Source organism: Enterococcus sp. AZ194 (assembly GCF_051713825.1).
In the GTDB taxonomy this organism is placed as follows: Bacteria; Bacillota; Bacilli; order Lactobacillales; family Enterococcaceae; genus Enterococcus_K.
The window spans coordinates 3,296,955-3,320,136 of sequence record NZ_JBIOQR010000001.1 but is presented as its reverse complement, the minus strand read 5'-3'; the positions used below and the strand labels follow the sequence as shown (position 1 = coordinate 3,320,136).

19 protein-coding genes and 1 pseudogene are annotated in these 23,182 nt (G+C 37.7%); 19 read left to right on the top strand and 1 reads right to left on the bottom strand.

Annotation, left to right across the window (positions count from 1 at the left end; genetic code table 11):
• Positions 1–225: 225 nt before the first annotated feature.
• From IGI37_RS15410 to IGI37_RS15375, 8 genes and pseudogenes are all read left to right on the top strand, one after another.
• Positions 226–1,989 (top strand): DNA/RNA helicase domain-containing protein, encoded by a 1,764-nt coding sequence (locus tag IGI37_RS15410; RefSeq protein ID WP_438762947.1) that lies wholly within the window; start codon positions 226–228, stop codon positions 1,987–1,989.
• 506 nt (positions 1,990–2,495) lie between these two features.
• The gene (locus IGI37_RS15405; protein ID WP_438762946.1) at positions 2,496–3,179 is read left to right on the top strand and encodes a helix-turn-helix domain-containing protein; all 684 of its coding nucleotides are present in this window, start codon (positions 2,496–2,498) and stop codon (positions 3,177–3,179) included.
• Positions 3,170–3,556 (top strand): IS3 family transposase, encoded by a 387-nt coding sequence (locus tag IGI37_RS15400; RefSeq protein ID WP_438762945.1) that lies wholly within the window; start codon positions 3,170–3,172, stop codon positions 3,554–3,556. Before IGI37_RS15405 ends, IGI37_RS15400 begins: the two co-directional genes overlap by 10 nt.
• 29 nt (positions 3,557–3,585) lie before the next feature.
• Positions 3,586–4,077: pseudogene (locus IGI37_RS15395) on the top strand (IS3 family transposase); the annotation flags it as partial.
• A 1,056-nt stretch (positions 4,078–5,133) separates the two neighbouring features.
• Positions 5,134–5,604, top strand: a complete 471-nt coding sequence (locus IGI37_RS15390) for a PTS sugar transporter subunit IIA (protein ID WP_438762944.1) — start codon at positions 5,134–5,136, stop codon at positions 5,602–5,604.
• 184 nt (positions 5,605–5,788) lie between these two features.
• Entirely contained in the window at positions 5,789–7,339 is a 1,551-nt protein-coding gene (locus IGI37_RS15385) for a PTS transporter subunit EIIC (protein ID WP_438762943.1), read from the top strand.
• Between the two features lie 35 nt (positions 7,340–7,374).
• Entirely contained in the window at positions 7,375–8,712 is a 1,338-nt protein-coding gene (locus IGI37_RS15380) for a 6-phospho-alpha-glucosidase (protein WP_438762942.1), read from the top strand.
• A 136-nt stretch (positions 8,713–8,848) separates the two neighbouring features.
• The gene (locus IGI37_RS15375; RefSeq protein ID WP_438762941.1) at positions 8,849–9,616 is read left to right on the top strand and encodes a MurR/RpiR family transcriptional regulator; all 768 of its coding nucleotides are present in this window, start codon (positions 8,849–8,851) and stop codon (positions 9,614–9,616) included.
• 98 nt (positions 9,617–9,714) lie between these two features.
• On the opposite strand, the gene IGI37_RS15370 is transcribed toward IGI37_RS15375, so the two are convergent.
• Positions 9,715–10,710 (bottom strand): LacI family DNA-binding transcriptional regulator, encoded by a 996-nt coding sequence (locus tag IGI37_RS15370; RefSeq protein ID WP_438762940.1) that lies wholly within the window; start codon positions 10,708–10,710, stop codon positions 9,715–9,717.
• 179 nt (positions 10,711–10,889) lie between these two features.
• Between IGI37_RS15370 and IGI37_RS15365 the strand changes: the two genes are divergently transcribed.
• The 11 genes from IGI37_RS15365 to IGI37_RS15315 all read left to right on the top strand — a co-directional run bounded on the left by IGI37_RS15365 (position 10,890) and on the right by IGI37_RS15315 (position 23,010).
• Positions 10,890–12,209, top strand: coding sequence for an ABC transporter substrate-binding protein (locus IGI37_RS15365; protein WP_438762939.1), 1,320 nt, complete (start codon positions 10,890–10,892; stop codon positions 12,207–12,209).
• Positions 12,209–13,084 carry a carbohydrate ABC transporter permease gene (locus IGI37_RS15360; protein WP_438762938.1) on the top strand — a complete coding sequence of 292 codons (876 nt, stop codon included), beginning with the start codon at positions 12,209–12,211 and terminating at the stop codon, positions 13,082–13,084. The genes IGI37_RS15365 and IGI37_RS15360 overlap by 1 nt, the downstream gene beginning before the upstream one ends.
• A complete protein-coding gene (locus tag IGI37_RS15355; protein ID WP_438762937.1) occupies positions 13,071–13,907 on the top strand; it encodes a carbohydrate ABC transporter permease in 837 nt (278 codons plus the stop codon). The genes IGI37_RS15360 and IGI37_RS15355 overlap by 14 nt, the downstream gene beginning before the upstream one ends.
• A 12-nt stretch (positions 13,908–13,919) precedes the next feature.
• On the top strand, positions 13,920–15,431 hold the full coding sequence (locus tag IGI37_RS15350) for an alpha-amylase family glycosyl hydrolase (RefSeq protein WP_438762936.1): 1,512 nt from the start codon (positions 13,920–13,922) through the stop codon (positions 15,429–15,431).
• Positions 15,428–16,333 carry a DUF1861 family protein gene (locus IGI37_RS15345; RefSeq protein ID WP_438762935.1) on the top strand — a complete coding sequence of 302 codons (906 nt, stop codon included), beginning with the start codon at positions 15,428–15,430 and terminating at the stop codon, positions 16,331–16,333. Before IGI37_RS15350 ends, IGI37_RS15345 begins: the two co-directional genes overlap by 4 nt.
• 11 nt (positions 16,334–16,344) lie before the next feature.
• Positions 16,345–17,412 carry a BtaManbiosPhlase gene (locus tag IGI37_RS15340; protein ID WP_438763667.1) on the top strand — a complete coding sequence of 356 codons (1,068 nt, stop codon included), beginning with the start codon at positions 16,345–16,347 and terminating at the stop codon, positions 17,410–17,412.
• The gene (locus IGI37_RS15335; protein ID WP_438762934.1) at positions 17,409–19,124 is read left to right on the top strand and encodes a phospho-sugar mutase; all 1,716 of its coding nucleotides are present in this window, start codon (positions 17,409–17,411) and stop codon (positions 19,122–19,124) included. Before IGI37_RS15340 ends, IGI37_RS15335 begins: the two co-directional genes overlap by 4 nt.
• A 734-nt stretch (positions 19,125–19,858) precedes the next feature.
• Complete coding sequence (locus tag IGI37_RS15330) at positions 19,859–20,935, top strand: ABC transporter permease (RefSeq protein ID WP_438762933.1); 1,077 nt, start codon at positions 19,859–19,861, stop codon at positions 20,933–20,935.
• 4 nt (positions 20,936–20,939) lie between these two features.
• Complete coding sequence (locus IGI37_RS15325; RefSeq protein ID WP_438762932.1) at positions 20,940–21,623, top strand: ABC transporter ATP-binding protein; 684 nt, start codon at positions 20,940–20,942, stop codon at positions 21,621–21,623.
• A gap of 164 nt (positions 21,624–21,787) precedes the next feature.
• The gene (locus tag IGI37_RS15320) at positions 21,788–22,387 is read left to right on the top strand and encodes a TetR family transcriptional regulator (RefSeq protein ID WP_438762931.1); all 600 of its coding nucleotides are present in this window, start codon (positions 21,788–21,790) and stop codon (positions 22,385–22,387) included.
• Between the two features lie 248 nt (positions 22,388–22,635).
• Positions 22,636–23,010: a hypothetical protein gene (locus tag IGI37_RS15315; RefSeq protein ID WP_438762930.1), complete on the top strand. Its 375-nt coding sequence runs from the start codon at positions 22,636–22,638 to the stop codon at positions 23,008–23,010.
• Positions 23,011–23,182 lie beyond the last annotated feature (172 nt).

Genomic DNA, 23,182 nt, shown 5'->3' with positions numbered 1-23,182 from the left:
TTTCTTTGAGAATATCTACTCTTGTTTTTTAGTTGTACAGGTCAATCATTTTGCTGCTTGAACTCTTTGGTAAGTGTTCATAGTGTTCTGTTTGATATAATTTGTGTCCTTCTAGTTTACACGTCAAATTTTTTTGTTTAGTGTAGCCTATATATTTGGTTTTAAGACAATAAAGCAAAAAAAGTAAGGGAGCTTTTAAATTAATTGATGGAGTGAAGAGTAATAATGAAAATGGAAATCTTAAAAAATGTTAATGTGTACGATTTTAAAGTTGAAGAGTTATTAAATCAAAATATCGATATGAATATTTTAGATGAGATATCCAATATTAGTTGCGTTTATATTCAATATACAAGTGATTTGAAAAAGTTTTATGTTGGCGAAAGTAATCGATACTTTGAATCTAATAGTTTTTCAAAAGGTAGATTTTGGGAACACATACATGAGTCTGCGGAAGCTACTGGGAATATAAATTATAACGGATTCGAGAACATCATGATGTTTACTAGCAAAGACTTAAAGGGAAATGCAGATATACTGGAAACCCTACTTCTTAAAAATTTAGATGTGGAATTTTTATCAATTAAAAATAGAAGATTAACAAACTCTCGGATAGAGCAAAAACATACTGAAGACTTGTCAATAGAAATTGAAAATGAGGTGTTTCCTGAAATTTGGAATTACTTAATCGAAAGGAAATTTGTAAAAAGTGAATTATCAGATGTAGCTAAAAATCAATTAAAGTATTATAGTCCTTATGGTAAAAGTATAGATGATATTGAAATGCAATCTGCAAAGAAAATTATTAGATTAGGAGAGGCTGATAGTAGTTACAGAAATTTAATCATCAATGGAGAGCCAGGAACAGGAAAAACTTTTATCACTACAATAGCAGTAATGGAACTGATAAACAAAAGAAAAAAAGTTGCAATAATAGTAAATCAAACGACTATAAAAAAATTATATATATCTTTTTTTAAAACATTCAAAGATTCAGAAAAACCATTTATTGGATCGTTGGCAAATTTTCATAATAAAGTAAATTCAGGGAAAATAGATATCGATGAGTTTTCATTGATTGTTGTTGATGAAGCTCACAGATTGAGACAATCTGAAGGTAAGCAACAGATGCTTCCAAGTGTTTATGTTCTTGAAAAGTCTAAGCCTGATTTTACAGAATTAGATATCCTATTAAATTATCAGAAACCCTTAGTATTAATGTATGATAAGTTTCAGTTAATTAGAGATAGCGATATTACTATAAACAAATTCATTTTAAAAACTTCTGGTTTCGACTCAATTACTTTAGAGAATCAATATCGAATAAAAAGTACATCAAATATTTCTCCATCTAATTATACAAAAGGATTAAGAAACATTCTTCAATTAGAAGAGTCTAAATATGATGTGAATATTTTTAAAGACGGATACGATTTTAAAATTGTTGATAGTGTAAAAGATCTGGTTGTAATGATTAACGGCAGGCTAAATTTAGGTGATAAATATAAGAATAGTCGTCTGCTGAGTGGTTACTATAAAAAATGGATTTCAAAAGAGAAAGGTCAGTTTGAATGGACAGAAGATTTATATAGTGTAAATCTCAAATGGAATACTCCTAATGATAAACTAGGTAAAAAGAACTGGTTGGAATTTACAAGAGAGAAGCAAGCTGAATTGCAAGAGGTAGGTTGTGTTCATGTAGTTCAGGGATTGGATTTAGATTATGCTGGGGTAATAATAGGTAAGGACATAAAAATATCGAATATAGATGGAAAAGATTTGGTTGTAGCTGATGAAAATAACTATTTCGATTCTAGTGGTAAACCAATAAAAGATACAGATATTGAAAATATAAGATTAAATGAGTATTTAAAAAGGATTTATTACATACTCTTAACACGTGGAGTATATGGAACTTACGTATACTTTGAAGATAAAGATGTTGAGAGATACTTTAAAAAAATGATGAAATTAAGTACAGTATCGTAAAACTACTTATATCGACTCGTGAATATGCTGAATAAGTCAATCGAATCTAGCTGTAAATTAAAGTTTAGAAAAAATCTTACGTATCTTTTTCTTTAAACAACACCTATATTATCCGTTTCAAGGTGGGTATTACGATTTGCCAATGTACTTACTAAGGTAGGAGGCTTTAGTTGCACTTGCATCCTAGCCTTTAAATCTCTCTAGTAAAGAGGATTTAGAAGGTTATATTTTCATTGATTCTTCTGAAAAAATTCTCACTAAGCGAGACACTGCCTAGAATTTTTTTGCAAGTTATTCATCCATTTTTGGATTTTTTAATATCTCATTACCAAATGGGACTGATAATAGAAGGCTGAAAGAATATATGTTCAATATTCAGTAAATGTCTAATAGCTATACACTTATAAACAAGCAAACTGAGGCTGGGCCATAACTTTATACGTTATGATATGCTACCCCTATACAGGACAGTGAAACATAATAAGTCCAGTATGGGGGTATTTATTATGACTAAAAGAGTGATGAAGCTAAAAGTAGAAGAGCGTGTGAAACTAGTAGAAAGCTGTCTAAACAATGAACTAAGTCTTTCAGAGGCAGCGAGAGAAGGAAATGTTTCTTTGCCTACCATTGTCAGATGGTTGAGACTTTATGAAAATGATGGAGGAACAGCCCTATTGACTGCGCCCAAGAATAGGCACTATTCAGTAGAGTTAAAATTATCCGCCACCATAGATTATCTCAATGGAAAAGGAAGTTACGAGGAATTAGCCAAAACATACAAACTTAGAAGTAGTAGCCAACTAAAAAAATGGGTACAGGTGTATAATACTCATGGAACCTTCAAATCAGAAAGTGGTGGAAGTTACATGAGAAAAGCAAGAGAAACCTCGACAGAAGAACGTTTAACCATCGTCTTAGACTGTCTAACACAAAACAAAAATTATGGTGCAATGGCTTTGAAATATCAAGTATCTTACCAACAAGTCAGAAATTGGGTCAAAAGATATGAGGAGAAAGGTGCTGCTGGATTAGAAGATCGCAGAGGTCGCCGGATTGGCACACAACCTAGTCGAACACCGGAAGAAGAATTACGAAACCGTCTCGCACAATCAGAAAGTAAAAACCGACAACTTCAAATGGAAAATGACTTGTTAAAAAAAGTAAGGGAATTAGAAAGGAAGTGGGAATAAGCTTTACCCGACACTTATTTGAGTATGAAGCTATCAAAAGCTTACACGAAGAGAAAAATTATCCAATTCAGCCAATGTGTCATTTCTTGCATGTTTCTCGTTCTGCCTACTATAAATGGTTGAAACATCCTGTAAGTCCCAGAGCCTATTTAAACACTGAGCTTGCCCAAGAAATCAGAAAAATATATGACGAACACCCTGACATGGGCTATCGTAGACTAGATGATGAAATTAGTACACGCTATCACCACAAGTTCAACGATAAAAGAATCTTGAGAATTTGCCGAGCTTTAGGGATTCAATCGACGATTAAACATTGGGCGAACAGTATCACACGTAGAGGTAAGAGACCTTACCACACGGCAAAAATGAGTTAAACCGGGATTTTCATGCCGACAAACCAAATGAAAAATGGTTGACTGATGTCTCTGAATTTAAGTATTACGTTGGTATGGACATACACAAAGTCTATCTTAGCGCTATTCTTGATTTGTATGATCGCCGCATAGTCTCCTTCGTTATTAGTGACCGTAACGATAATCCGTTGGTCATGAACACTTTTGATCAGGCAATTGCACTAGAACCTCATGCGCATCCTTTGATGCACAGTGACCGCGGCTTTCAGTACACTAGCCAACAATTTTGTGTACGTTTAAAAAATACAGGAATGAAGCAGAGTATGTCTCGCGTAGCCCATTGTATCGACAACGGACCAATGGAAGGATTCTGGGGCATGATGAAACGAGAAACGTATTACGGGCGGAAGTTCACCAACCGTGAAAGCCTAGTATCTATGATTTCTGATTATATAGATTACTACAACAACAGAAGATTACAGCGTAAATTATCTGTTATGACACCAATGGCTTATCATCAACACTATCTGGAGGTGGCTTAATCATCCTGGTCGTCTCATAAGCGAAATGGGCTTCGTTTCACTTGTGAGACGGACAGGCAAGTTAAGCGGTAGCGCGACTAGTCTTAGAAATAGAAACCAAAAAAGTCTGCCAAAAAAATGACAGACAATTGATAAAAATTTTATTATTTTTCACTGTCCACTTGACGGGGAGCACACCATTGTCCTAGCCTCTTTTTATCCGAATAAACAGTGGGTACAGAAGCAACTCCATCTTCACGTTGTTCCGCTCTCAACAACTTCTACGCATGAGACATGCTAGAGTTGAAGGTCTTCACTCCGTAAAAACCACTTCGATCTCATCAATCTCTAAAGGTGACACACCTTACGAATTGAAGGACTGCGTTCCGATCTTAACAACTTCTACGCATAGGACATGCTAGAGTTGAAGGTTCGGAAATAAGCTGAAATTGCTGAGAAACACTATTTACAAAGTAAATAGATGTAGAACAGTACCTATCTGGTCACAAAAACTTGAAGAGCACCACGTAGGAATCAATCAGCATCGAAAGAAAGTCTTTCGTGTTTCTTGTCATTTCCGTGAATTCCATCCACACTCCGATCTCATCAATTTCTAAAGGTGACACACCTTAAGAATTGAAGGACGTTGTTCCGACCTCAACAACTTCTACGTATGAGACATGATAGAGTTGAAGGTTCTTATTGCTGTAAAACACAACGAAGCATGAGTTGATGTTGCACAGTACCTAATCGGTGCTGTAAAACACAACAAAGTATGAGTTGATGTTGCACAGTACCTACCCGGTTCTCGGAGTTAAACACTTCTGTCTCAGCCCTATGTTTTTTTGACTAAGATAAAAAAGCTATACTCATTCGGCTTTATATAAAAACACCAAATAACCAAGCTTAGTATAGCGCTTGGATTATTTGGTGTGTAGGCACTCTTTTACAATCCCTCCCACATAAAACATCACTGCCATAAGTACCAGTCTGTGGACTGGAGTCCATAAGGTGGTGAGCACCTTGATTCTGCATACAAAGAGCCTTACATTTATGGAGAAGAAGGGAGAGAATGCAATGTTTTGGAAAAAGAAGTTGAAAGTATTCGCGCCGATTGATGGTAAGTATGGTGTTTTGTCGGCTGTCGAGGATGAGGTGTTTTCTAGCGGAATGATGGGGCAAGGTCTTGCCATCGAACCGCTAACTGAGACAATTGTTGCGCCGATAGATGCGGAGGTAGTTAGCGCAAGTGAGACGATGCGTCATGCGATTGGGCTTCGTTTGAAAAATGGTTGTGAACTTTTGATTCATGTGGGGATTGATACGGTTTCTTTAAAGAATCAAGGCTTCACAATTTTAGTAAATGAGGGAGATAAAGTCAAACAAGGAGATCCGCTGCTGAAGTTTGATAGTCGATTAATTAAAGAAGCTGGATTACAGCAGACGGTTCTCTTGATTGTGACTGATCAAAAAGGGCTATCGATAGAGCTATCTTCCAACATGGAGACAGTCAAAGCGGGCGAATCTTTGATGATGGTCCTTAAGTAAACAGAGACAGTAGTCTACCGCATGTAAACCGAACTATCTGTTATAAAATAAGACCTCATTTGTTTTTGGTCTCTATCCTTGGACTTGGGTCCAAAGAGTTGTAGAAGTGTTGTAACTGGTTTCATTAGTTGTTAGTCTAAGGATAAGAGATACGTATACTCAATAAAATGAATGGAGAGAGATGATGAAAAGTAAATTTTCTCAAACGATGCAAGACTTTTCTAGAGCAGTAATTGTTCCCGTCAAGTTTATGGCAGTAATGGGTTTGTTTTTAGCAGTTTCTGTTATTTTACAACTGGAGTTTATGCCAGATGTGTTACAGACTTTTGGTGGGTTAATCAAAACGATGATGGATAGTATGTTGAATAATTTGGCACTTATCTTTTGTGTCGGCATATCCGCTTCTTTAGCGAAAAAGAAAAAGGTTGAAGCCGCGTTGATTTCATTAATTGCTTTTTTGTTCTTTTTAGCAGCGAACAATGCTTGGTTAACCTTGACGAATCAGTTAGCGGAGACTGGCGAAATGGGGCTTTTTGGAACCGGACAAGCAATTGTTTTAGGTTTTCAAGTAGTCGATATGAATGTCTTTTTAGGCATGTTAGTCGGTTGTCTGGTTGCATTTATTCATAATCGTTTTTCTGATAAAGAGTTTGTTGATTTCTTAAGTATTTATGGTGGTTCTCGGTTTGCTTTTATGATTTTAATCCCAGTGATTTTAGTGACAGCAATCGGCATGAGCTATATTTGGCCAGTGGTAAATAGTTGGATTTCCTCATTATCAGGCTTTATTCTGACGACTGGCTTATTAGGTGTGTTCATTTATTCATTTGGAAATCGCTTCTTAATCCCGACAGGCTTGCATCACTTATTATGGATGCCGTTTTGTTTTACTGCTTTGGGTGGAACAGCTGAAATTGGTGGGAAAGTCTATAACGGGGCGGCCAATATCTTTTATGCAGAAATGGCCAATGCGGGTTCTATTACGGATTTAGATTCTTCTTTACGATTTGCAACATTTGGTTTTGTTAAAATCTTTGGTTCGATTGCTGTCTCCTTAGCAATTATCCACTGTGCCAAAAAGCATCGTAAAGAAGAGGTTAAAGGGATGATTTTACCGTCTATGTTTGTGGCATCGGTAGCTGGAATCACTGAGCCTTTAGACTTTTCGTTCTTGTTTGTTTCGCCGTTATTATGGTTGGTACATAGCTTATTGACCGCTGTATCAGAAACTATTTTATGGGCACTTGGCGCAAGAACTTACATGCTATACGGATTAATTGATACCTTTGTTTCAAATTCCGTCTTTAGTCCATCAGTTACGAAGTTTTATTTAGTTATCATTGTTGGCGTGATTATGTCTATTATTTGGTATTTCGTCTTTGTTTTCTTAATTAATAAACTGAACATTAAAACACCTGGACGTGAAGATGAGCTTATAGAAGAAGTCGCTCTAGCAAATGTTCCAAATGGAGAATTAGGACTTAGCGCCAATGATGATTTTGATTTGGTCGTGGCTGGATTAGGCGGCAAAGGAAACATTGAGAGTATCGACAACTGTTTTACCCGCTTACGAGTGACTGTCAAAGATGAGACGTTGGTAAATACAGCAGAATTAGAAAAAATTTCCCAACAAAAGGGTGTTGTTTTAAACGGTACAAATGTCCAAGTCATCGTTGGTATGGGCGTTCAAGTCTTTAAGGATGATATTTGTGAAAGACTAGGAATTAGCGAATAAATTAATGGAATTTTATAGTTGAAAGGAAGAAAACCATGAAATTAGAAAAACAGTCAGTTGTTATTGCAGGTGGAGGAAGTACCTATACTGCGGGTATTGTTATGATGCTTATCGAAAATCAAGATAAGTTTCCTTTGCGCAAATTAAAATTTTACGATAATGATGAGGCACGTCAAAATATCGTGGCCAAAGCGTGTGAGGTAATTGTTAAGGAACGCGCACCAGAAATTGAATTTTTGGCAACAACAGACCCAAAAGAAGCATTTTCTGATGTTGATTTTGTGATGGCTCATATCCGAGTAGGTGGGTTATCCATGCGTGAAAAAGACGAAAAGATTCCTTTGAAATACGGTGTTGTCGGACAAGAAACTTGTGGGCCTGGTGGGATGGCTTACGGTATGCGCTCGATTCCTGGCGTGGTAGAATTAATCGATTATATGGAAAAATATTCACCAAATGCCTGGATGCTAAACTACTCTAACCCAGCTGCAATTGTGGCAGAGGCAACGAGGAGAATGCGTCCGAAGGCAAAAATTATCAATATTTGTGATATGCCAGTTGCTATTAAAAAATCAATCGCAGATATCGTTGGACTAGCAAATGAAAGTGAGATTGTTGATCGTTATTATGGCTTGAATCATTTTGGCTGGTGGACAGAGATGACAGATAGACAAGGGAACGATTTGATGCCTGTATTAAAAGAGCATGTAAAAAAATATGGGTATGCCGCAGCGGGCGACGAAGAGAATCCGTTACTTGAAGAGTCGAGCTGGATGGATACATTCCAAAAAGCCAAAGATGTCTACGCGGTTGATCCAACGACGGTTCCGAATACGTATTTGAAATACTATTTATACCCAGATTATGTAGTAGCACATGCAGATCCAAACTATACTCGTGCCAATGAAGTTATGAATAACCGCGAAAAAAACGTTTTTGCGGAGTGCGAACGAATCGCGGCTGCTCAAACAGCTGAAGACACGACAATCGAAGCCGGGGAGCATGCTGAATTTATTGTTCAATTAGCCGGAGCTTTGGCGTATAACACCTATGAACGGATGCTTTTAATAGTTAAAAACGAAGGGGCAATTGCTAATTTGTCTGATGATGCAATGGTCGAAGTTCCTTGTCTGGTGAGTAAACGTGGCTATGAGCCTCTATGTATGGGGAAAATTCCTCATTTCCAAAAAGGTATGATTGAACAACAAGTGGCTGTTGAAAAATTAGTCGTTGACGCGTATGAAGAAAAATCATACCAAAAGTTATGGCAAGCAATGACTTTATCCAAAACGGTTCCTTCCGCTTCTGTAGCTAAACAAATTCTTGATGAAATGATTGAAGCCAACGCGGACTGGTGGCCAGAGTTAAAATAAAGTAAAAGAAGAAAAGTATTAATGATTGTTCCCAATCGTTAATACTTTTTCTTTTATATTTGACTCGTTGTTTTTTTGTCAGTTGAATTTGGTGATTGGTAAGGTAAAATATAACTAAACGATAAGGAGGATGGGTATGTTTTTTTCAGATATTGTTAATCAACATTATGATAGTTTAAACGAGGTCGACCTTCAAATGGTCAAGTATATTCATGAACATCCGAAAGAAATGACGACGATGGGAACTAATGATTTCGCGAAAATCTGTCATTCTTCAAAATCGTCGGTTATTCGTTTTACACAAAAACTAGGATTTACTGGTTTTAGTGAGTTGCGCAATTTTTTGAAGTGGCAAACTCATCCGAACGAGGCGAAAGAAGAAACAATATTTAAAAAAAGAGTCTTTTCTGATGCCCAGAGAACGATAAACTATTTGGCAGATAATGATTGGGAGGCAATTTACCGAGCATTAGAGAATAGCCGAAATGTTTACTTGTTAGGAACTGGGGTGACTCAACAAAACCAAGCAGCAGAACTTCAACGTTTGCTGTTGTTAATCGGAAAACCCGCCCAAATGATCCCAGTGTCCTCTCAATCAAATGAATTTAAACGAATCGTGGAGAACATTACAGAGGAGGATTTGATTTTTGTACTGTCCCTGTCAGGAGAAAATCAACATTTATTCAATGTATTAAATGTTCTTTCCACGCATCGTTCAACAATTGTTTCAATAACGAATATGCAAAATAATCTCTTATCCGGTAGGTCAGACTATTCCTTATATGCATCAAGTAGTCGTAGTCCTAACCCAACTGATTGGTGGTTACAAACTTCTTCTTCCTTCTTTTTGCTAATCGAAGCATTTGCGTTTGGCTATATTGATTATTGTCAAAAAAAGAACTAGGTAGTTAGAGTTGGGAATAATGAACACCAACTAAACAACGATTGGAAATAAAACCAGCAGTACACGCCCCCCAGTTGGGCAGGTACTGCTGGTTCTTTTTATGATTTTTCAACTAGTCGGACAGAGTCTCTAATGTTCAATTGAGGAACAATTTGTTGGTGAATAATTGGTTCATTTGGATGAGTAATCCGATGAACTAATGTGCGCACAGCCAATTGACCCATAAAATCAAGGTTGGTTGCAACATTGGTTAGTTGAGGCACAGCCATTCGAGTGAACTCTGTTTCGTCAAAACAGATAATGCTGATGTCATCAGGGATGATATATCCAGCTGATTGTAGGTAGCTATTCAGCATAAAAGCAAGCCCTGAATTGGCACAAAACCAAGCATCCGGCATCTCCTTGACATTTTTTAAACGACTGAACAGTGCCCCTTGGGACTCTTCAATTTCAGTGATTTCGATGGTCGAGTCAATAGACAGTCCTTGTTCATGCAACGCGCGATGATAGCCACGATAACGTTCAAGATAGCTTGGTGAAAACGAAGTATCTCCAATAAAACCAATACGCTTCATGCCATTTTTAATGAGTAAAGAAATTGCCTGGAAAGCCCCATCTGTATTTTTTGATAAGATTGCATCCGCTAATAGTTCTGGATCATGGTGGTCAATTAGCGTTACAGGGACACCTGATTCGATGACTTTTTTTATATAGTCGTTTTTACTATGAGAAAGCATTAAAATGCCGTCGTATTTTTTTAATGCTGACGGTAATTTTAGTTTATCAAGATTTTCATCTGTCAAAGTATAGGTATCAACCTTCATTCCGACTGCCTGGGCTTCGTTTGCTGCACTTTTAACGATTTCGCCAAAAAAACTAGTTTGGGAAAAAGCGAATTCGGTGGCCATTAATAAAATTGACATCGTACTCTCGTCAGTCGAAGTTTGATAATGGTAACCTAACTCGTTGGCTTTGTTTTTTACCAGTAATTTCGTTTGTTGACTAACACCAGGCTTGTTTCGCAATGCTTGTGAAACAGAGTTTTTTGAGATACCCAAAGCGTCAGCGATGTCTTGCATAGAAGCTTTTTTCATATGTTCACCTAATTTCTCATATTCTTACATAGATTATACCATACTGTCGATAAAATAATAAATAAAAATAATTACAAATGTAATTATGTAATTATAGTTACGTAATGTTGACAAAAATAATTACGAATGATATGATGTCTGTGTAAAAAGAAACCGTTTACTAATTAGGAGGAACGATTATGAAAATGAAAAAAATGATTTTCGGTATCACTGCAGTATTAGCAGGGACTATGTTACTTGCTGGATGTGGTAACAAATCTGATGGAAGTAATTCTGAATCAAAAGATGGCAAAACCAAAATTACTTTTTGGGCAGCACCGAATCCGACGCAACTAAAATATTGGCAGGAGATGGCGACGGATTTTGAGAAACAGAATGACGATATTACAGTTGAAGTAACGCAGATGAAAGAAAGTCCTTCTTCTGAGGCGACCATTCAGAGTGCGATTGCTTCCAATACAGCACCAACTTTATCTGAGAATATTAACCGTAGTTTCGCTGCACAATTAGCTGCGAGTCAGGCTATTTTGCCACTAGAAAAACAAAGTCAATTTGATACCATTGTTGAGGCTCGTAATATGAGCAAAACGATTGACAGTTGGAAATTCTCTGATGGAAATCAATATGTTTTACCAGTTTATTCCAACCCAATTTTATTTGGTTGGCGCTTGGATTTATTGAAAGAGTTAGGTTTTGATGAAGCACCAAAAACGTATTCTGAATTGTTAAAAGTGGTTGATAAGGTAAAAGAAACAGACAAAGCGCTCTGGGCAAAAAAAGATTTGGCAGATCCAACTGCTTGGATGCGCTGGTTTGACTTCTTCCCGTTATATGATGCAGCCAGTAAAGGAGCTAGCTTTGTAGAGGGAAACAAATTTTCAGCAGACGAAGACGCTATGAAGGAAGTTTTAGATTTGATGAGTACACTAGCAGAGGCCAAAGTAATTCGAACTGGTGAAGCGACAGATCCTTTTGAAAATGGCGACAGTATTATGATTGACTTGGGTCCATGGACATTCCCTAACTGGAAAGAAAAATATCCAGAATTGAAGTTTGGCGAAAATTACACAGTAACGACCCCAGTTGTGCCAGACGCTTTAGCAGATACAGAAAATGTCTCTACTTATGCAGATGCAAAAGGGATTGTCATGTATGCACAAGCAACAGAAAAAGAACAAGCTGCTGCGATGGAGTTTCTAAAATTCGTTTATGCGGATGAAAACAATGATATGAAATTCTTAGAAATGACGTCATTAATTCCTGCTCGGGATGATGCAACAGAAAATGATGCCTTTAAAGCTTATTTTGAAGAAAATCCTGTGATGAAGGTTTATGCTGAAAATGTTCCATACGCAGTTCCAGCTATGGATAACGAAAAATATAATGATATTCAACAGGCCTTTGGTGAACAAACATGGGTGCCAGTGGTTCGAGGCGAAAAAGATGCTTCCTCTGCTGTGAAAGATGCGAAGAAGGCTGTCGAAGGGGCGCTTCAATAATGAACAAGAACACTAAATTGGGCTGGTCTTTTACCAGCCCCTATCTAATATTCACATTGATTTTTTTCCTGCTTCCACTGCTTTGGTCATTCTGGCTAGCTTTAACAAGCTGGAATATGATCTCACCAAATGTGGAATTCGTTGGTCTTCAAAATTTTATTGACGCAGCGAAAAGTCCGGCAATTCAGTCTGCTTTTATTGTGACCTACAAGTTTTTGATAATTTTTGTTCCTATGGCGCTAATTATGTCTATGGGTATCGCTTTATTAGTTAATAGCTTACCGAAATTAAAGGGCCTTTATATGGTGGCTTTTTTTCTCCCTTATTTATCGAGTGGTGTTGTGACTTCGTTAATTGTTAAAGGTCTATTATCCTATAATGGCCCATTCAATACATTTTTACGTACAAAAATGGGCTGGGATATTGATTGGTTAGGGAATCCTCATACGGCCATTGTGATTGTTTCATTAATGATTGCCTGGAAGATGTCAGGCTATTATGCACTTATCTTAATTTCAGGATTAGGAAATATTAATAAAGAAGTGTATGAAGCAGCGGCGATTGATGGCGCTAGCCCATGGACTCGATTTTGGAAAATTACCTTTCCTATGTTATATCCAGCTTTTTTCACAGTAACTGTTTTGGCTGTAGGAATTAGCTTTGGGATATTTACGGAAGTCTATCAGTTAACAGGTGGAGGTCCGAATTTTGCTACTAATACTTGGCAGATGGAGATTTATAATCAGGCATTTGTGAATTTGAAATCAGGTTATGCTTCTGCAGTAGCTTTGATGGCGTCAGTAGTAACTTTTGCTTCAATTGGTGTAATTCGCAAATTATTAGAAAAATGGGGTGAAAAAAATGGTTGGTCATAAACGTTCGAAAGGAAAAACAGGTTTGCTTTATTTTGTGACAACAGTCGTTATGTTGATTATGACCTTTCCTTTTGTTTATTTAGTCATGCACTCTTTTGCTGAATGGAATCAAGTTGACCGTAAAATTATTCCAACTAATTTTAGTTTACGCTCGTGGACTTGGTTATTTGGTGGGTCTGCTACATCCGCAGATATCCCCTGGATTGGGGCCTTTGTTAATACAACGATAGTAGCGACGATTGCGACATTACTGATGTTGGTTTTTGCTTTAATGGTGGGATATGCGTTGGCAAAAATAGAGTTTAAAGGAAAGAAATTCGTGAATAACTTTATTTTATTCCAGATGTTTTTCCCAGCAATCATTCTTTTGATTCCACAATTTCTAATGATTACGAAAATTGGCTTACTGGATTCTTATGCGGGGATGATTATTCCAACAGCTATCAGCTTGTGGGCGATATTTATGTATACCAACTTTTTCAAAGCGATTCCGGATGCATTGATTGAAGCAGCCAAATTAGATGGTGCAACAGAACTACAAGTTTTATTTAAGGTAGTTCTCCCTATGTCAAAATCTATTACGACGGTTATCTTCTTGTTTCTTTTCACGGATCGTTGGACGAACTTGTTGTGGGACATGATTGTCTCTAAAAGTGATAGTACAGTTACTTTAAATGTCTTAATTTCACAAATGTTTGGCCCTTATGCAACGTATCCTGGGCCGATGTACGCAGCTTCGGTATTACTAACGCTACCTTTGATTATTTTGTTTTTACTTTTCTCAAAACGATTCCAAGACGGTATGCAATTTACGTTGAAGTAAGAGGAGAAGACTATGTGGTGGGAAAATGCTGTTTTTTATGAAATTTATATCGCTTCATTCGCTGATAGTAATGGGGATGGTTTTGGCGATATTGAGGGGATTAGAGAGAAAATTCCTTATTTAAAAGAATGTGGCGTAGAGGCACTTTGGTTAACCCCATTTTATCCTTCGCCTAGAGTAGATAATGGGTATGATGTATCCGACTATTGTGCAGTAGATTCACAATATGGGACGATAGAACACTTCAAGTTATTTTTAGAGGAAGCACACAGGAACCAATTAAAAGTAATTATTGATGTGGTCTTTAATCATACCTCAACGGAGCATCCATGGTTTATTGAATCAGCTTCCAGTAAGAATAACCCGAAACGCGATTGGTATATTTGGCGGGATCAGCCAACGAACTGGGAAAGTTTTTTTGGCGGCTCAGCTTGGCAGCTAGAGACAGTAACCAATCAATATTATTATCATAGTTTTGCTAAAGAGCAGGCAGATCTGAATTGGCAGAACCCTGAAGTGAAGCAAGCCATTTTTGAGGTTTTACTTTTTTGGTTGGACTTAGGTGTGGATGGATTTCGGTTTGATGTTATCAATAATTTAACGGTAGACAATCAATTTAGAGATAATCCAAATGAAGAAACTGGCGAGCAACAACACCTCTATGATGTGAATCAGCCAGGTATACAGTCAGTTCTTAAAGAGATGATTCAACAGATAAAAGAAATCAAATCCGATATCTTTACAGTTGCTGAAATCAGCTCAGATTCCCTACCTATCATTTCTGAGTATACGAGAGACGGACTTTTTGATACGGCATTTAATTTTAATTTGGGAAGTATTGAACAGTTGGACTTAAAAAAACTGACAAATGAATTCAAAAAGATGACTGAACAAAAAGGACGACCCACATTTTTTTTCAACAGCCATGATATGAGTCGTTCTTGGAATCGGTTAGCAAAAGAGGACTCACAGGTTTATCAACTGTTGGCCGTTTTTATGCTAATAAATAGAGGGATTCCTTTCTTGTTTCAAGGAGAAGAACAAGGCGCCTTAGATTATTTGCCTCAGAGTATTAAAGATGTAAGAGACGTCCAAGCAAAAAATAAATACCAACAACTTCTTTCATCGATGGATGAGGAACAAGCGTTAATACAGGCGAATCAGGTGAACCGAGACCGTTCGCGTGGAATGCTTACTTGGTCAGCTAAATCGGATATGGGTTGGATTGGGCAGAGTCCAAAAAATCCAGAAGGAGAGCAGATTCTAGCTGTCTACCAGCAACTCATTCAACTTAGGAAGTCAGAAGGGCCATTTGGAACGGTCACGGGTATTACTTTAGAGAATGAATGTCTAAGTTATCGTGTAGATAAACTTCAGATTGTTTTAAATTTTGGGCAACAAACAACAGAGCAAATATTTGAGGACGCTGCTCAAACGATTTTTGGAACTGGGCGAGTTAGTAGCAACGGGCAGTCAGTTAGTGTACCACCAAAATCATGTTGGATAGGAAAGGATAACGGATGATTTATAGCAGAGAATTACTTGATGAATATAGAGAGAATAAGAGGTTTGTTACCAAAACATCAGAGGTATTACACTTCACGGGTGTAGAGGGCTATGATGTGTATAATATTACGGCACCTTTTACATTGGCAGGACAAGTTGTCTTGGCCGGTCGAATTGAACAAAGAGACAGCGAGGTTTCCTCAGTAGGTTTGTTTAAACAAACGAGTGAAACTACCTGGGCAAAAATTTCAGAGGGCCTTGATTTGCCTTTACAAGATCCCTTCTACACAAAAATTGATGGGAAAATCATCCTTGGTGGAGTCGATGTTGTATTTTCTGAGGATGGACAGGCTAAGTGGCGTACGATGTTTTACCAACTAGAGAACACATCAGAGGTAAAACAGTTATTTGCGGGTCCTTGGGGAATGAAGGATTTGCGATTAAAACAGCTAAACACAGGTGAGATTATTGTCTTGACTCGACCGCAAGGAGAAAAAGGTGGGCGTGGGAAAATCGGGGCACTAGTCATCAATCATTTAAGTGAGTTGACCCTTGAGAAAATTGAGAATGCGCCTCTCTTGCTGAATCAATTTTGTGAAGAGGAATGGGGTGGTGCCAATGAGATTTACCAGATGGGAGAAGATATCTGGGTCTTAGGGCATATTGCCAATTTTGATGAACAGGGAAATCGACACTACTACGCGATGAGTTTTTGTTTTGATCGTTCGGCGCATGCGATGACCCAACCAAAAATTATTGCGGAGAGAAATGATTTCTCTGAAGGACCAACAAAACGTCCTGATTTGGAAGATGTTGTTTTTAGCGGTGGCTTATCATTTACAAACAAACGCGTTGTTCTTTACGCCGGTATCAGTGATGCAGGTGCACAAAAACTTGAAATAGAAAATCCATTTAAATAGAGGTTAAGATGATGAAAATAGAACGTTTTAAAGAAAACCCATTAGTGACACCTAAAGAAGTCAAACCGTTGCATGACGGTTATGAAGTAATTGGCGCATTTAATGGCGGTGTTGCAAAATATCAAGATGAAATTTTATTGTTATTACGAGTAGCGGAGCGCCCAATTTCTGAGGATCCGGATATAATAAAAGCGCCTGTTTATGATTTAGAAACAAAAACAATGGAGGTTTTATCCTTCAACCGTAATGATGATAGTTATGATTTCGAAGACCCACGAATGATTCGAAAAAAAGACAAGCTAGATGGATTTGCGTATTTGACTTCTCTTTCTTATATTCGAATTGCTAGAAGTCGTGATGGGCATAATTTTACGATTGATGATGAGGCGTTTTTATATCCATTTAATGAGTATCAAACTTATGGAATTGAAGATGCTCGTTGTACCCAGATAGGAGATACCTATTATATTAATTTCAGTTCTGTATCACCTGTGGGCGTTTGTGATTCATTAATCTCGACCAAGGATTTTCAATCATATGAAGATCTTGGGAATATTTTTGCGCCTGAGAATAAAGATGTTTTGATTTTCCCTGAGAAAATTAATAATAAATATTATGCGTTACATCGTCCTTCATTAAAAAGTATTGGGAATTATGATATTTGGATTGCTTCATCGCCGGATTTAATTAGTTGGGGAAATCATCAGCATTTATTGGGGGTTCGTGAAGAAAGTTGGGATAGTGGCCGAATTGGTGGTGGATTGGTTCCTATCAAAACGGAACAAGGCTGGTTAGTCATTTATCATGGAGCAACTGCTGAGCATCGTTATTGTATGGGGGCTGCACTTTTGGATTTGGAGGATCCTACTCGTGTGATTGCCAGAAGTCAACAACCGATTATGGAACCAGAAGCGACATACGAAAAAAATGGCTTTTTTGGAGATGTAGTCTTTGGCTGCGGTGGCATACAGGAAAAAGACCAGTTAACTATGTATTATGGGGTAGCCGATACCTCTATGGCTGGTTGTACACTTTCAATAAAAGATATTTTGCAACAATTAAATGAGGGAAAAAAATGACTTGGCAAAAAAAATATCAAGAATGGTCAAACTATTCAGGACTAGATTTAGACATGAAAGACCAGTTAACAAATCTTTCAGACCCTGTTGAACGAGAAGATCGGTTTTATGATTACTTAGCTTTTGGGACAGGTGGAATGAGAGGCGAATTAGGCGTTGGCATCAACCGAATCAATTCGTATACAATTCGGCGAGTCGCATTGGGGTTAGCAACTTATGTAAAAGAAGAACAGGCCTCAAAAAAGGGCGTAGTCATTGCGTTTGATAATCGTCATGGCTCTCAATTGTTTGCAGAGTGGACTGCGCGTGTCTTGGCTAGTCAAGGAATTCAAGTTTATTTATCCGATCAATTGAGACCAACACCAGAGCTCTCATTTCTTGTTCGTTCCTACAAATCATTTGCGGGAGTAATGATTACAGCGAGTCATAATCCAAAACAGTATAATGGGTTCAAAGTCTATGGTGCAGATGGTGGCCAGATTACTTTAGAGACAGCGGAACGTTTGATGGCTATTTTAAAAAAAATTAATAATGAATTAACTATTGACGCGGCACCCTTATCTACTTACGTTGACCAAAAACTTGTTTCTGTATTTGGTGAAGAAGTCGATGAACGTTATCTAGATGAGCTAGTTCGGGTGATTCAATCAAATGAAAAAGTCCGTCAACACGGGCATCAATTGTCTGTTGTCTATACGCCCTTACATGGAACAGGCAATGTTTTGATTCGAAAAGCATTTCAGCGTGTGGGGTTCACAAAGCTTCATGTGGTGGAGGAACAAGCTGTACCCGATCCAGATTTTTCGACCGTGACTTCTCCTAATCCCGAAGAGCAGGTAGCATTTGATTTAGCTTTAAAAGAGGTGGAGACTTACCCAGCACAGCTTATTTTGGCAACAGATCCGGATGCAGATCGTTTAGGGGTAGTGGTGATAAAAGAAGGAGCGCCTATTTTTCTGAACGGGAATCAAATTGGTGTACTTTTACTCGATTACTTGATTAAAGCAAAGCAGGCAAAACAAGAAAAGCTGACTAATTACTTCCTGGCTAAAACAATCGTGACCTCTGATTTAGGGGCTAAGATTGCAGAGTCGTATGGAATTCAGACAAGAAACACCTTGACTGGTTTCAAATTTATTGGTGAACAAATTCAATTATCGGAAGAGCGTGGTGATAAAAAGTTTCTTTTTGGATACGAGGAAAGCTACGGCTATCTTGTAGAACCTTTTGTTAGAGATAAAGATGCAGTTCAAGCAGCTGTCCTGCTTGCTGAAACAGCTCTTGATTGCCTTCTTTCAGGAAGCGACTTAATTGAGCGACTTGACGAAATCTATACACGGTTTGGCTATTATGAAGAGCGGTTAGAAACACAGGTCTTTCCTGGTAAAGAAGGTATTTCTAATATGAAACAGCAATTAGATAGTTTAAGAAGGATGACTTTCTCTAAAATAGGCGCGTTTGAATTAGCTTATAGAGAAGATTATTTAACTTCTGAGCGCTTGGTTGTAGGACAGCGAACAGAGAGAATTACTTTGCCGTCTTCTAATGTATTGAAGTATATCTTTACAGACGGTTCGTGGGTTTGTCTAAGACCATCCGGGACCGAGCCTAAATTCAAAGTGTATTATTCGGTCAATGCTGATACAAAAGAGCGAGCAACGTGCAAGTTAGAACAGTTGCAGGCGGCTTTTCACAACTTAATGAACAAATGAAATGGTTCATTGTAATAAAAGGTTAGACAGAATCCATTTATAAAGTTAGTTGAAGTGAGCAGCAGGGGCAACAAGGGATAGGGAATAGTAAGAAACGAGCGAACAACAGACAACGTAAGAACTATCAAAATTGGGTGTGGCGAATAAGACCAGCATTCATTTTTGGTAGTTCTTTTTGTTCCTAAAAATATTCTACATGTTAGAAATGTTGCTATGAAAAGATTTAAATTAGTTTTTATAGGACCTGTCACATCTAAGGGGCCGCCCATTTTAAATTCATGCTCAAATTTCATATACAAAACGTGATAGAATCTTTGAATGGTTTAAAAATCTGAGAAAACATTCAGTTGTTTTTCTATAAATAAATCATTTGTTTTGAGTTTTATTTCCTCTGAATCGAATTTAAGTGGGACTTTGTTAGTCTAGCAAGTAATATAAAGAAATCCTACTATAGCTAGCGACAAGAGGAAACGTGAAAGAGCAAATCTTAACACGTCTTCTTAAGAATAGGGGAGCTAAATGCGAAAATTTCTCTACTGCTTAGATAAAAAAGTGCCTATTTTTATTTCGCTATTTTGTAGATAACCTTAGCAATTCTACCAAAATATAAGGTGAAGTAGCAAAATATAAACTCTTGAACAAAAAAAGTGACAAAATGTTACTTTTAAGTTATACTCTAGAAACAGTAACAAAATGTCACTTTTGAAATAATTAATTTTTTGGAGGAGTTGTCTATGTTTTTAGCGTTGAAAGAGATGCGTTATTCGAAGCTACGTTATAGTTTGATTATAGGAATTATGTTTCTGATTGCCTACGTGGTGTTTATGTTGTCTGGTTTAGCGACGGGCTTAGCGTGGGAATTTAAGCAAGCGATTGTTGACTGGGATGCTGAGACCATTATTTTATCAGAGGATGCGAACAAGACGTTTGCAGCTTCACAATTAAAGAAAGAGGACTTGCAGCGGGTAGATGCTTCCCAAAAAGCTTCTATCGGACTATACAGTGCTGGCATCACAGGAACAGGTGAGCAAGTAAATGTTTCGGTGTTTGGTACGGAACAAGAGGCGTTTATCTTACCTAAAACAACAGAAGGTCGGATGTTTAAAGAGAAGGACGAAGTGATTATTTCTCAAAATCTTGCGGACAAGGGGTACAAAATTGGGGATTCTGTGAAAATTGGTAAGTCAGAAGAGAAAGTCAAAGTCGTCGGGATTTTTCCAAAGACGTACTATACGGTGACACCGGTTGTCTACACCTCACTTGAGACATGGACTGCCTTAAAATATGAAGGGCAACCTTTTGCTTCAGAAGAGGAGCAGCCAATGAATATTATTGTGACTAAGGATAAGGACGTTCAACTAGATAACCAATCGGGGACTAAGCTAGATAAGATGACGACAGAAGCCTTTATCGAAAGTATTCCTGGTTACTCTGCTCAAAATCTGACCCTGAATGCGATGATTTATTTCTTGTTTGTGATTGTGGCCGCGATTGTCGGAATCTTTATGTACGTGATGACTCTTCAAAAGACGGCAATCTTTGGCGTGATGAAGGCGCAAGGAATTGGCAATGGGTTTATTGCGAATTCGATTATCGGACAGGCGTTTATTGTGGGTATTTGCGGTGTCGTTCTGGCATTTGTGGCAGCTTACGCAACTAGTTTTGTGTTACCTGAGGCTATGCCGTTTTCGATAGAGTGGAGCCAGTGGTTAGCTTATAGTGGCATCTTATTAGTTGTTGCGGTGTTCGGCGGGTTATTTTCCATTCGAACGGTTTCAAAAGTCGATCCTATTTCGGCTATAGGAGGATAAGAGGATGAATGATATTTTAGTAATGAATCAGATTGTAAAAAAATTTGGCAAGGGCCATACAGAAATAACGGCGCTAAAGAATCTGGATTTTGTGGTCAAAGAAGGTGAATTTGTCAGCATTATTGGCCCGTCTGGCTCAGGGAAAAGTACATTTTTGACGATTGCGGGTGGCTTACAAACTCCAACTTCTGGAGAAATTCTGATTAATCAGACGAATTTTACGAACCTTTCTGAGAAAAAACGAGCCAAATTACGATTTAAAGAAATCGGCTTTATTTTACAAAGCTCGAATCTAATCCCCTTTTTAAAGGTCGAGGAACAGTTTTATTTGGTGGATAAGGTAACGGGACGAAAAAAAGAAACGTCTTACATGGAAGAGTTACTTGAATCACTAGATATTTTAGCGTTGAAAGATAAGTATCCAAAAGATTTATCTGGTGGTGAAAGGCAACGAGTGGCAATTGGTCGTGCACTGTTTAATCGCCCGAGCTTAATTTTAGCAGATGAACCAACTGCCAGCTTAGACACTGAGCATGCCTATGAGGTGGTCAAGCTACTAGTGAAAGAAGCGCACGAAAAGAACAAAGCGACGGTCATGGTGACACACGATTCACGAATGATTGAATGGAGTGATCGGGTGTATCGCATGGAAGATGGTCAATTAAGAGAAGAAAAAATCTCAGGATAGTTTCTTAGCCAATGGATTGAGTTTGGTCTGTGGAAGGTCTCCTTAAGCAACTGCAAAACGAATAAAAACGGAATATTTTTGCCGAATAATCAAAAAAAGCAAGAAAATAGTCGGAAACCTAGTTATAATAGGAGTAGAAGAGGTTGGATTAAGGAGGAGTCGCCATGCCAAGTCAAACATTTCTACAGCTAAAGTCACCTAAAAAAGAGAAAATAGAAGCGGTTCTGTTAAATATATTTTATCAAACGCCCATCAGCCAAGTGAAGGTTTCTGAGATTGTCGAGGCGACGGGCATGTCTCGAGGCGCGTTTTATAAGTATTTTGATGATTTAGAGGATGCATATACTTATGTCGTAAAAAAATATTCAGGCATCCTTCATGGAGATATTTTAGAGTCGATTAATAAAAACAAGAGCGATTTCTTTTCTGGGATTGAAGAATACCTTGATTGGTGTGGTCGACTAGATCATGCAAGTGAAGAGTGGAAAATTTTAAAATTATTAACGCAAAGTAACGAATTATCTGGTGTCAAGCGTGCCAAGATTTCCAGTGATTCACCAATGATTACTCAATGGACTGACTTATTAGGTAATAATCAATTCCAAATAAATGATACAAAAGAAGCGGTTAGTTTTTTATACTTTGTTATGGCGTTAGTGATGGATTCGGTTAAGGATTTGATTGCTAATGACTGGACGGCCGAAGAGTTAGTACAAGACTTTCATTATAAAACGGAGTGGCTCTTGAAGGGGCTACGCAAATAAAATAGAAAAAGTTCGTGTAGGATGGACCTTAAGAAGGCTATCGTATACGAACTTTTTTATTGCTTTTATGAAAGGAAGGAGTGTAACTATTTTAGAAGTTTTCAGATGGTAGTATCTTATAATAGAAAGGCTTATAAGTTATCCTGCAGTTGGGCTATTTTGTGTTTGAGATAACTGTACTGTATAATAAATTTGGTCATTAGGTTAAGCCTATCAGAGAAATTTATGATGTTGGGGAGCGAGTAAATATGATTGTTAGTAGCAATTTTGACACAGCAGAGTGCACTACTTTTTCAGAGTATCAGACACAAATTACAAAGTGCCTAGAACGTCCTTCTGGCAATGAGATTTGGTGTAACTGCAGTGACGGAATCGAGAACTACCCATGTCTTTCCATTCTTGTAAAAGGGGAAACAGCAGTGGTCAATTATTTTTCTGAAGGGAATACGGAAATGTATGTATCCTTGGGAGATCCGTCAAAAAGCGGCATAGTTGATTTTGAGGATGGGCAATATGCGATTGCTGCTTATCAGATTATATCGTCAACAAAGGCCTTAGAATGTGCTCTACAGTTCTACTATAATCAAGAAAAACCGTACTGTATCGAGTGGGACGAATTATAGTTTAAGTATGCAGGACGTCCATTATAAAACACGCTCTTGAAAGGGCTACGCAGATAAAATAGAAAAAGTTCGTATAGGATGGACCTCAAGAAGGCTATCGTATGCGAACTTTTTTATTGCTTTTGATGCTGAAAAGGTGCGACAACCATAAAGTCATGCCCCACCCTCTTAG

Coding starts and splice junctions, on each gene's coding strand:
- IGI37_RS15410 (WP_438762947.1), top strand. CDS start 226: ATGAAAATGGAAATCTTAAAAAATGTTAATGTGTACGATTTTAAAGTT.
- IGI37_RS15405 (WP_438762946.1), top strand. CDS start 2,496: ATGACTAAAAGAGTGATGAAGCTAAAAGTAGAAGAGCGTGTGAAACTA.
- IGI37_RS15390 (WP_438762944.1), top strand. CDS start 5,134: ATGTTTTGGAAAAAGAAGTTGAAAGTATTCGCGCCGATTGATGGTAAG.
- IGI37_RS15385 (WP_438762943.1), top strand. CDS start 5,789: ATGAAAAGTAAATTTTCTCAAACGATGCAAGACTTTTCTAGAGCAGTA.
- IGI37_RS15380 (WP_438762942.1), top strand. CDS start 7,375: ATGAAATTAGAAAAACAGTCAGTTGTTATTGCAGGTGGAGGAAGTACC.
- IGI37_RS15375 (WP_438762941.1), top strand. CDS start 8,849: ATGTTTTTTTCAGATATTGTTAATCAACATTATGATAGTTTAAACGAG.
- IGI37_RS15370 (WP_438762940.1), bottom strand. CDS start 10,710: ATGAAAAAAGCTTCTATGCAAGACATCGCTGACGCTTTGGGTATCTCA.
- IGI37_RS15365 (WP_438762939.1), top strand. CDS start 10,890: ATGAAAATGAAAAAAATGATTTTCGGTATCACTGCAGTATTAGCAGGG.
- IGI37_RS15360 (WP_438762938.1), top strand. CDS start 12,209: ATGAACAAGAACACTAAATTGGGCTGGTCTTTTACCAGCCCCTATCTA.
- IGI37_RS15355 (WP_438762937.1), top strand. CDS start 13,071: ATGGTTGGTCATAAACGTTCGAAAGGAAAAACAGGTTTGCTTTATTTT.
- IGI37_RS15350 (WP_438762936.1), top strand. CDS start 13,920: ATGTGGTGGGAAAATGCTGTTTTTTATGAAATTTATATCGCTTCATTC.
- IGI37_RS15345 (WP_438762935.1), top strand. CDS start 15,428: ATGATTTATAGCAGAGAATTACTTGATGAATATAGAGAGAATAAGAGG.
- IGI37_RS15340 (WP_438763667.1), top strand. CDS start 16,345: ATGAAAATAGAACGTTTTAAAGAAAACCCATTAGTGACACCTAAAGAA.
- IGI37_RS15335 (WP_438762934.1), top strand. CDS start 17,409: ATGACTTGGCAAAAAAAATATCAAGAATGGTCAAACTATTCAGGACTA.
- IGI37_RS15330 (WP_438762933.1), top strand. CDS start 19,859: ATGTTTTTAGCGTTGAAAGAGATGCGTTATTCGAAGCTACGTTATAGT.
- IGI37_RS15325 (WP_438762932.1), top strand. CDS start 20,940: ATGAATGATATTTTAGTAATGAATCAGATTGTAAAAAAATTTGGCAAG.
- IGI37_RS15320 (WP_438762931.1), top strand. CDS start 21,788: ATGCCAAGTCAAACATTTCTACAGCTAAAGTCACCTAAAAAAGAGAAA.
- IGI37_RS15315 (WP_438762930.1), top strand. CDS start 22,636: ATGATTGTTAGTAGCAATTTTGACACAGCAGAGTGCACTACTTTTTCA.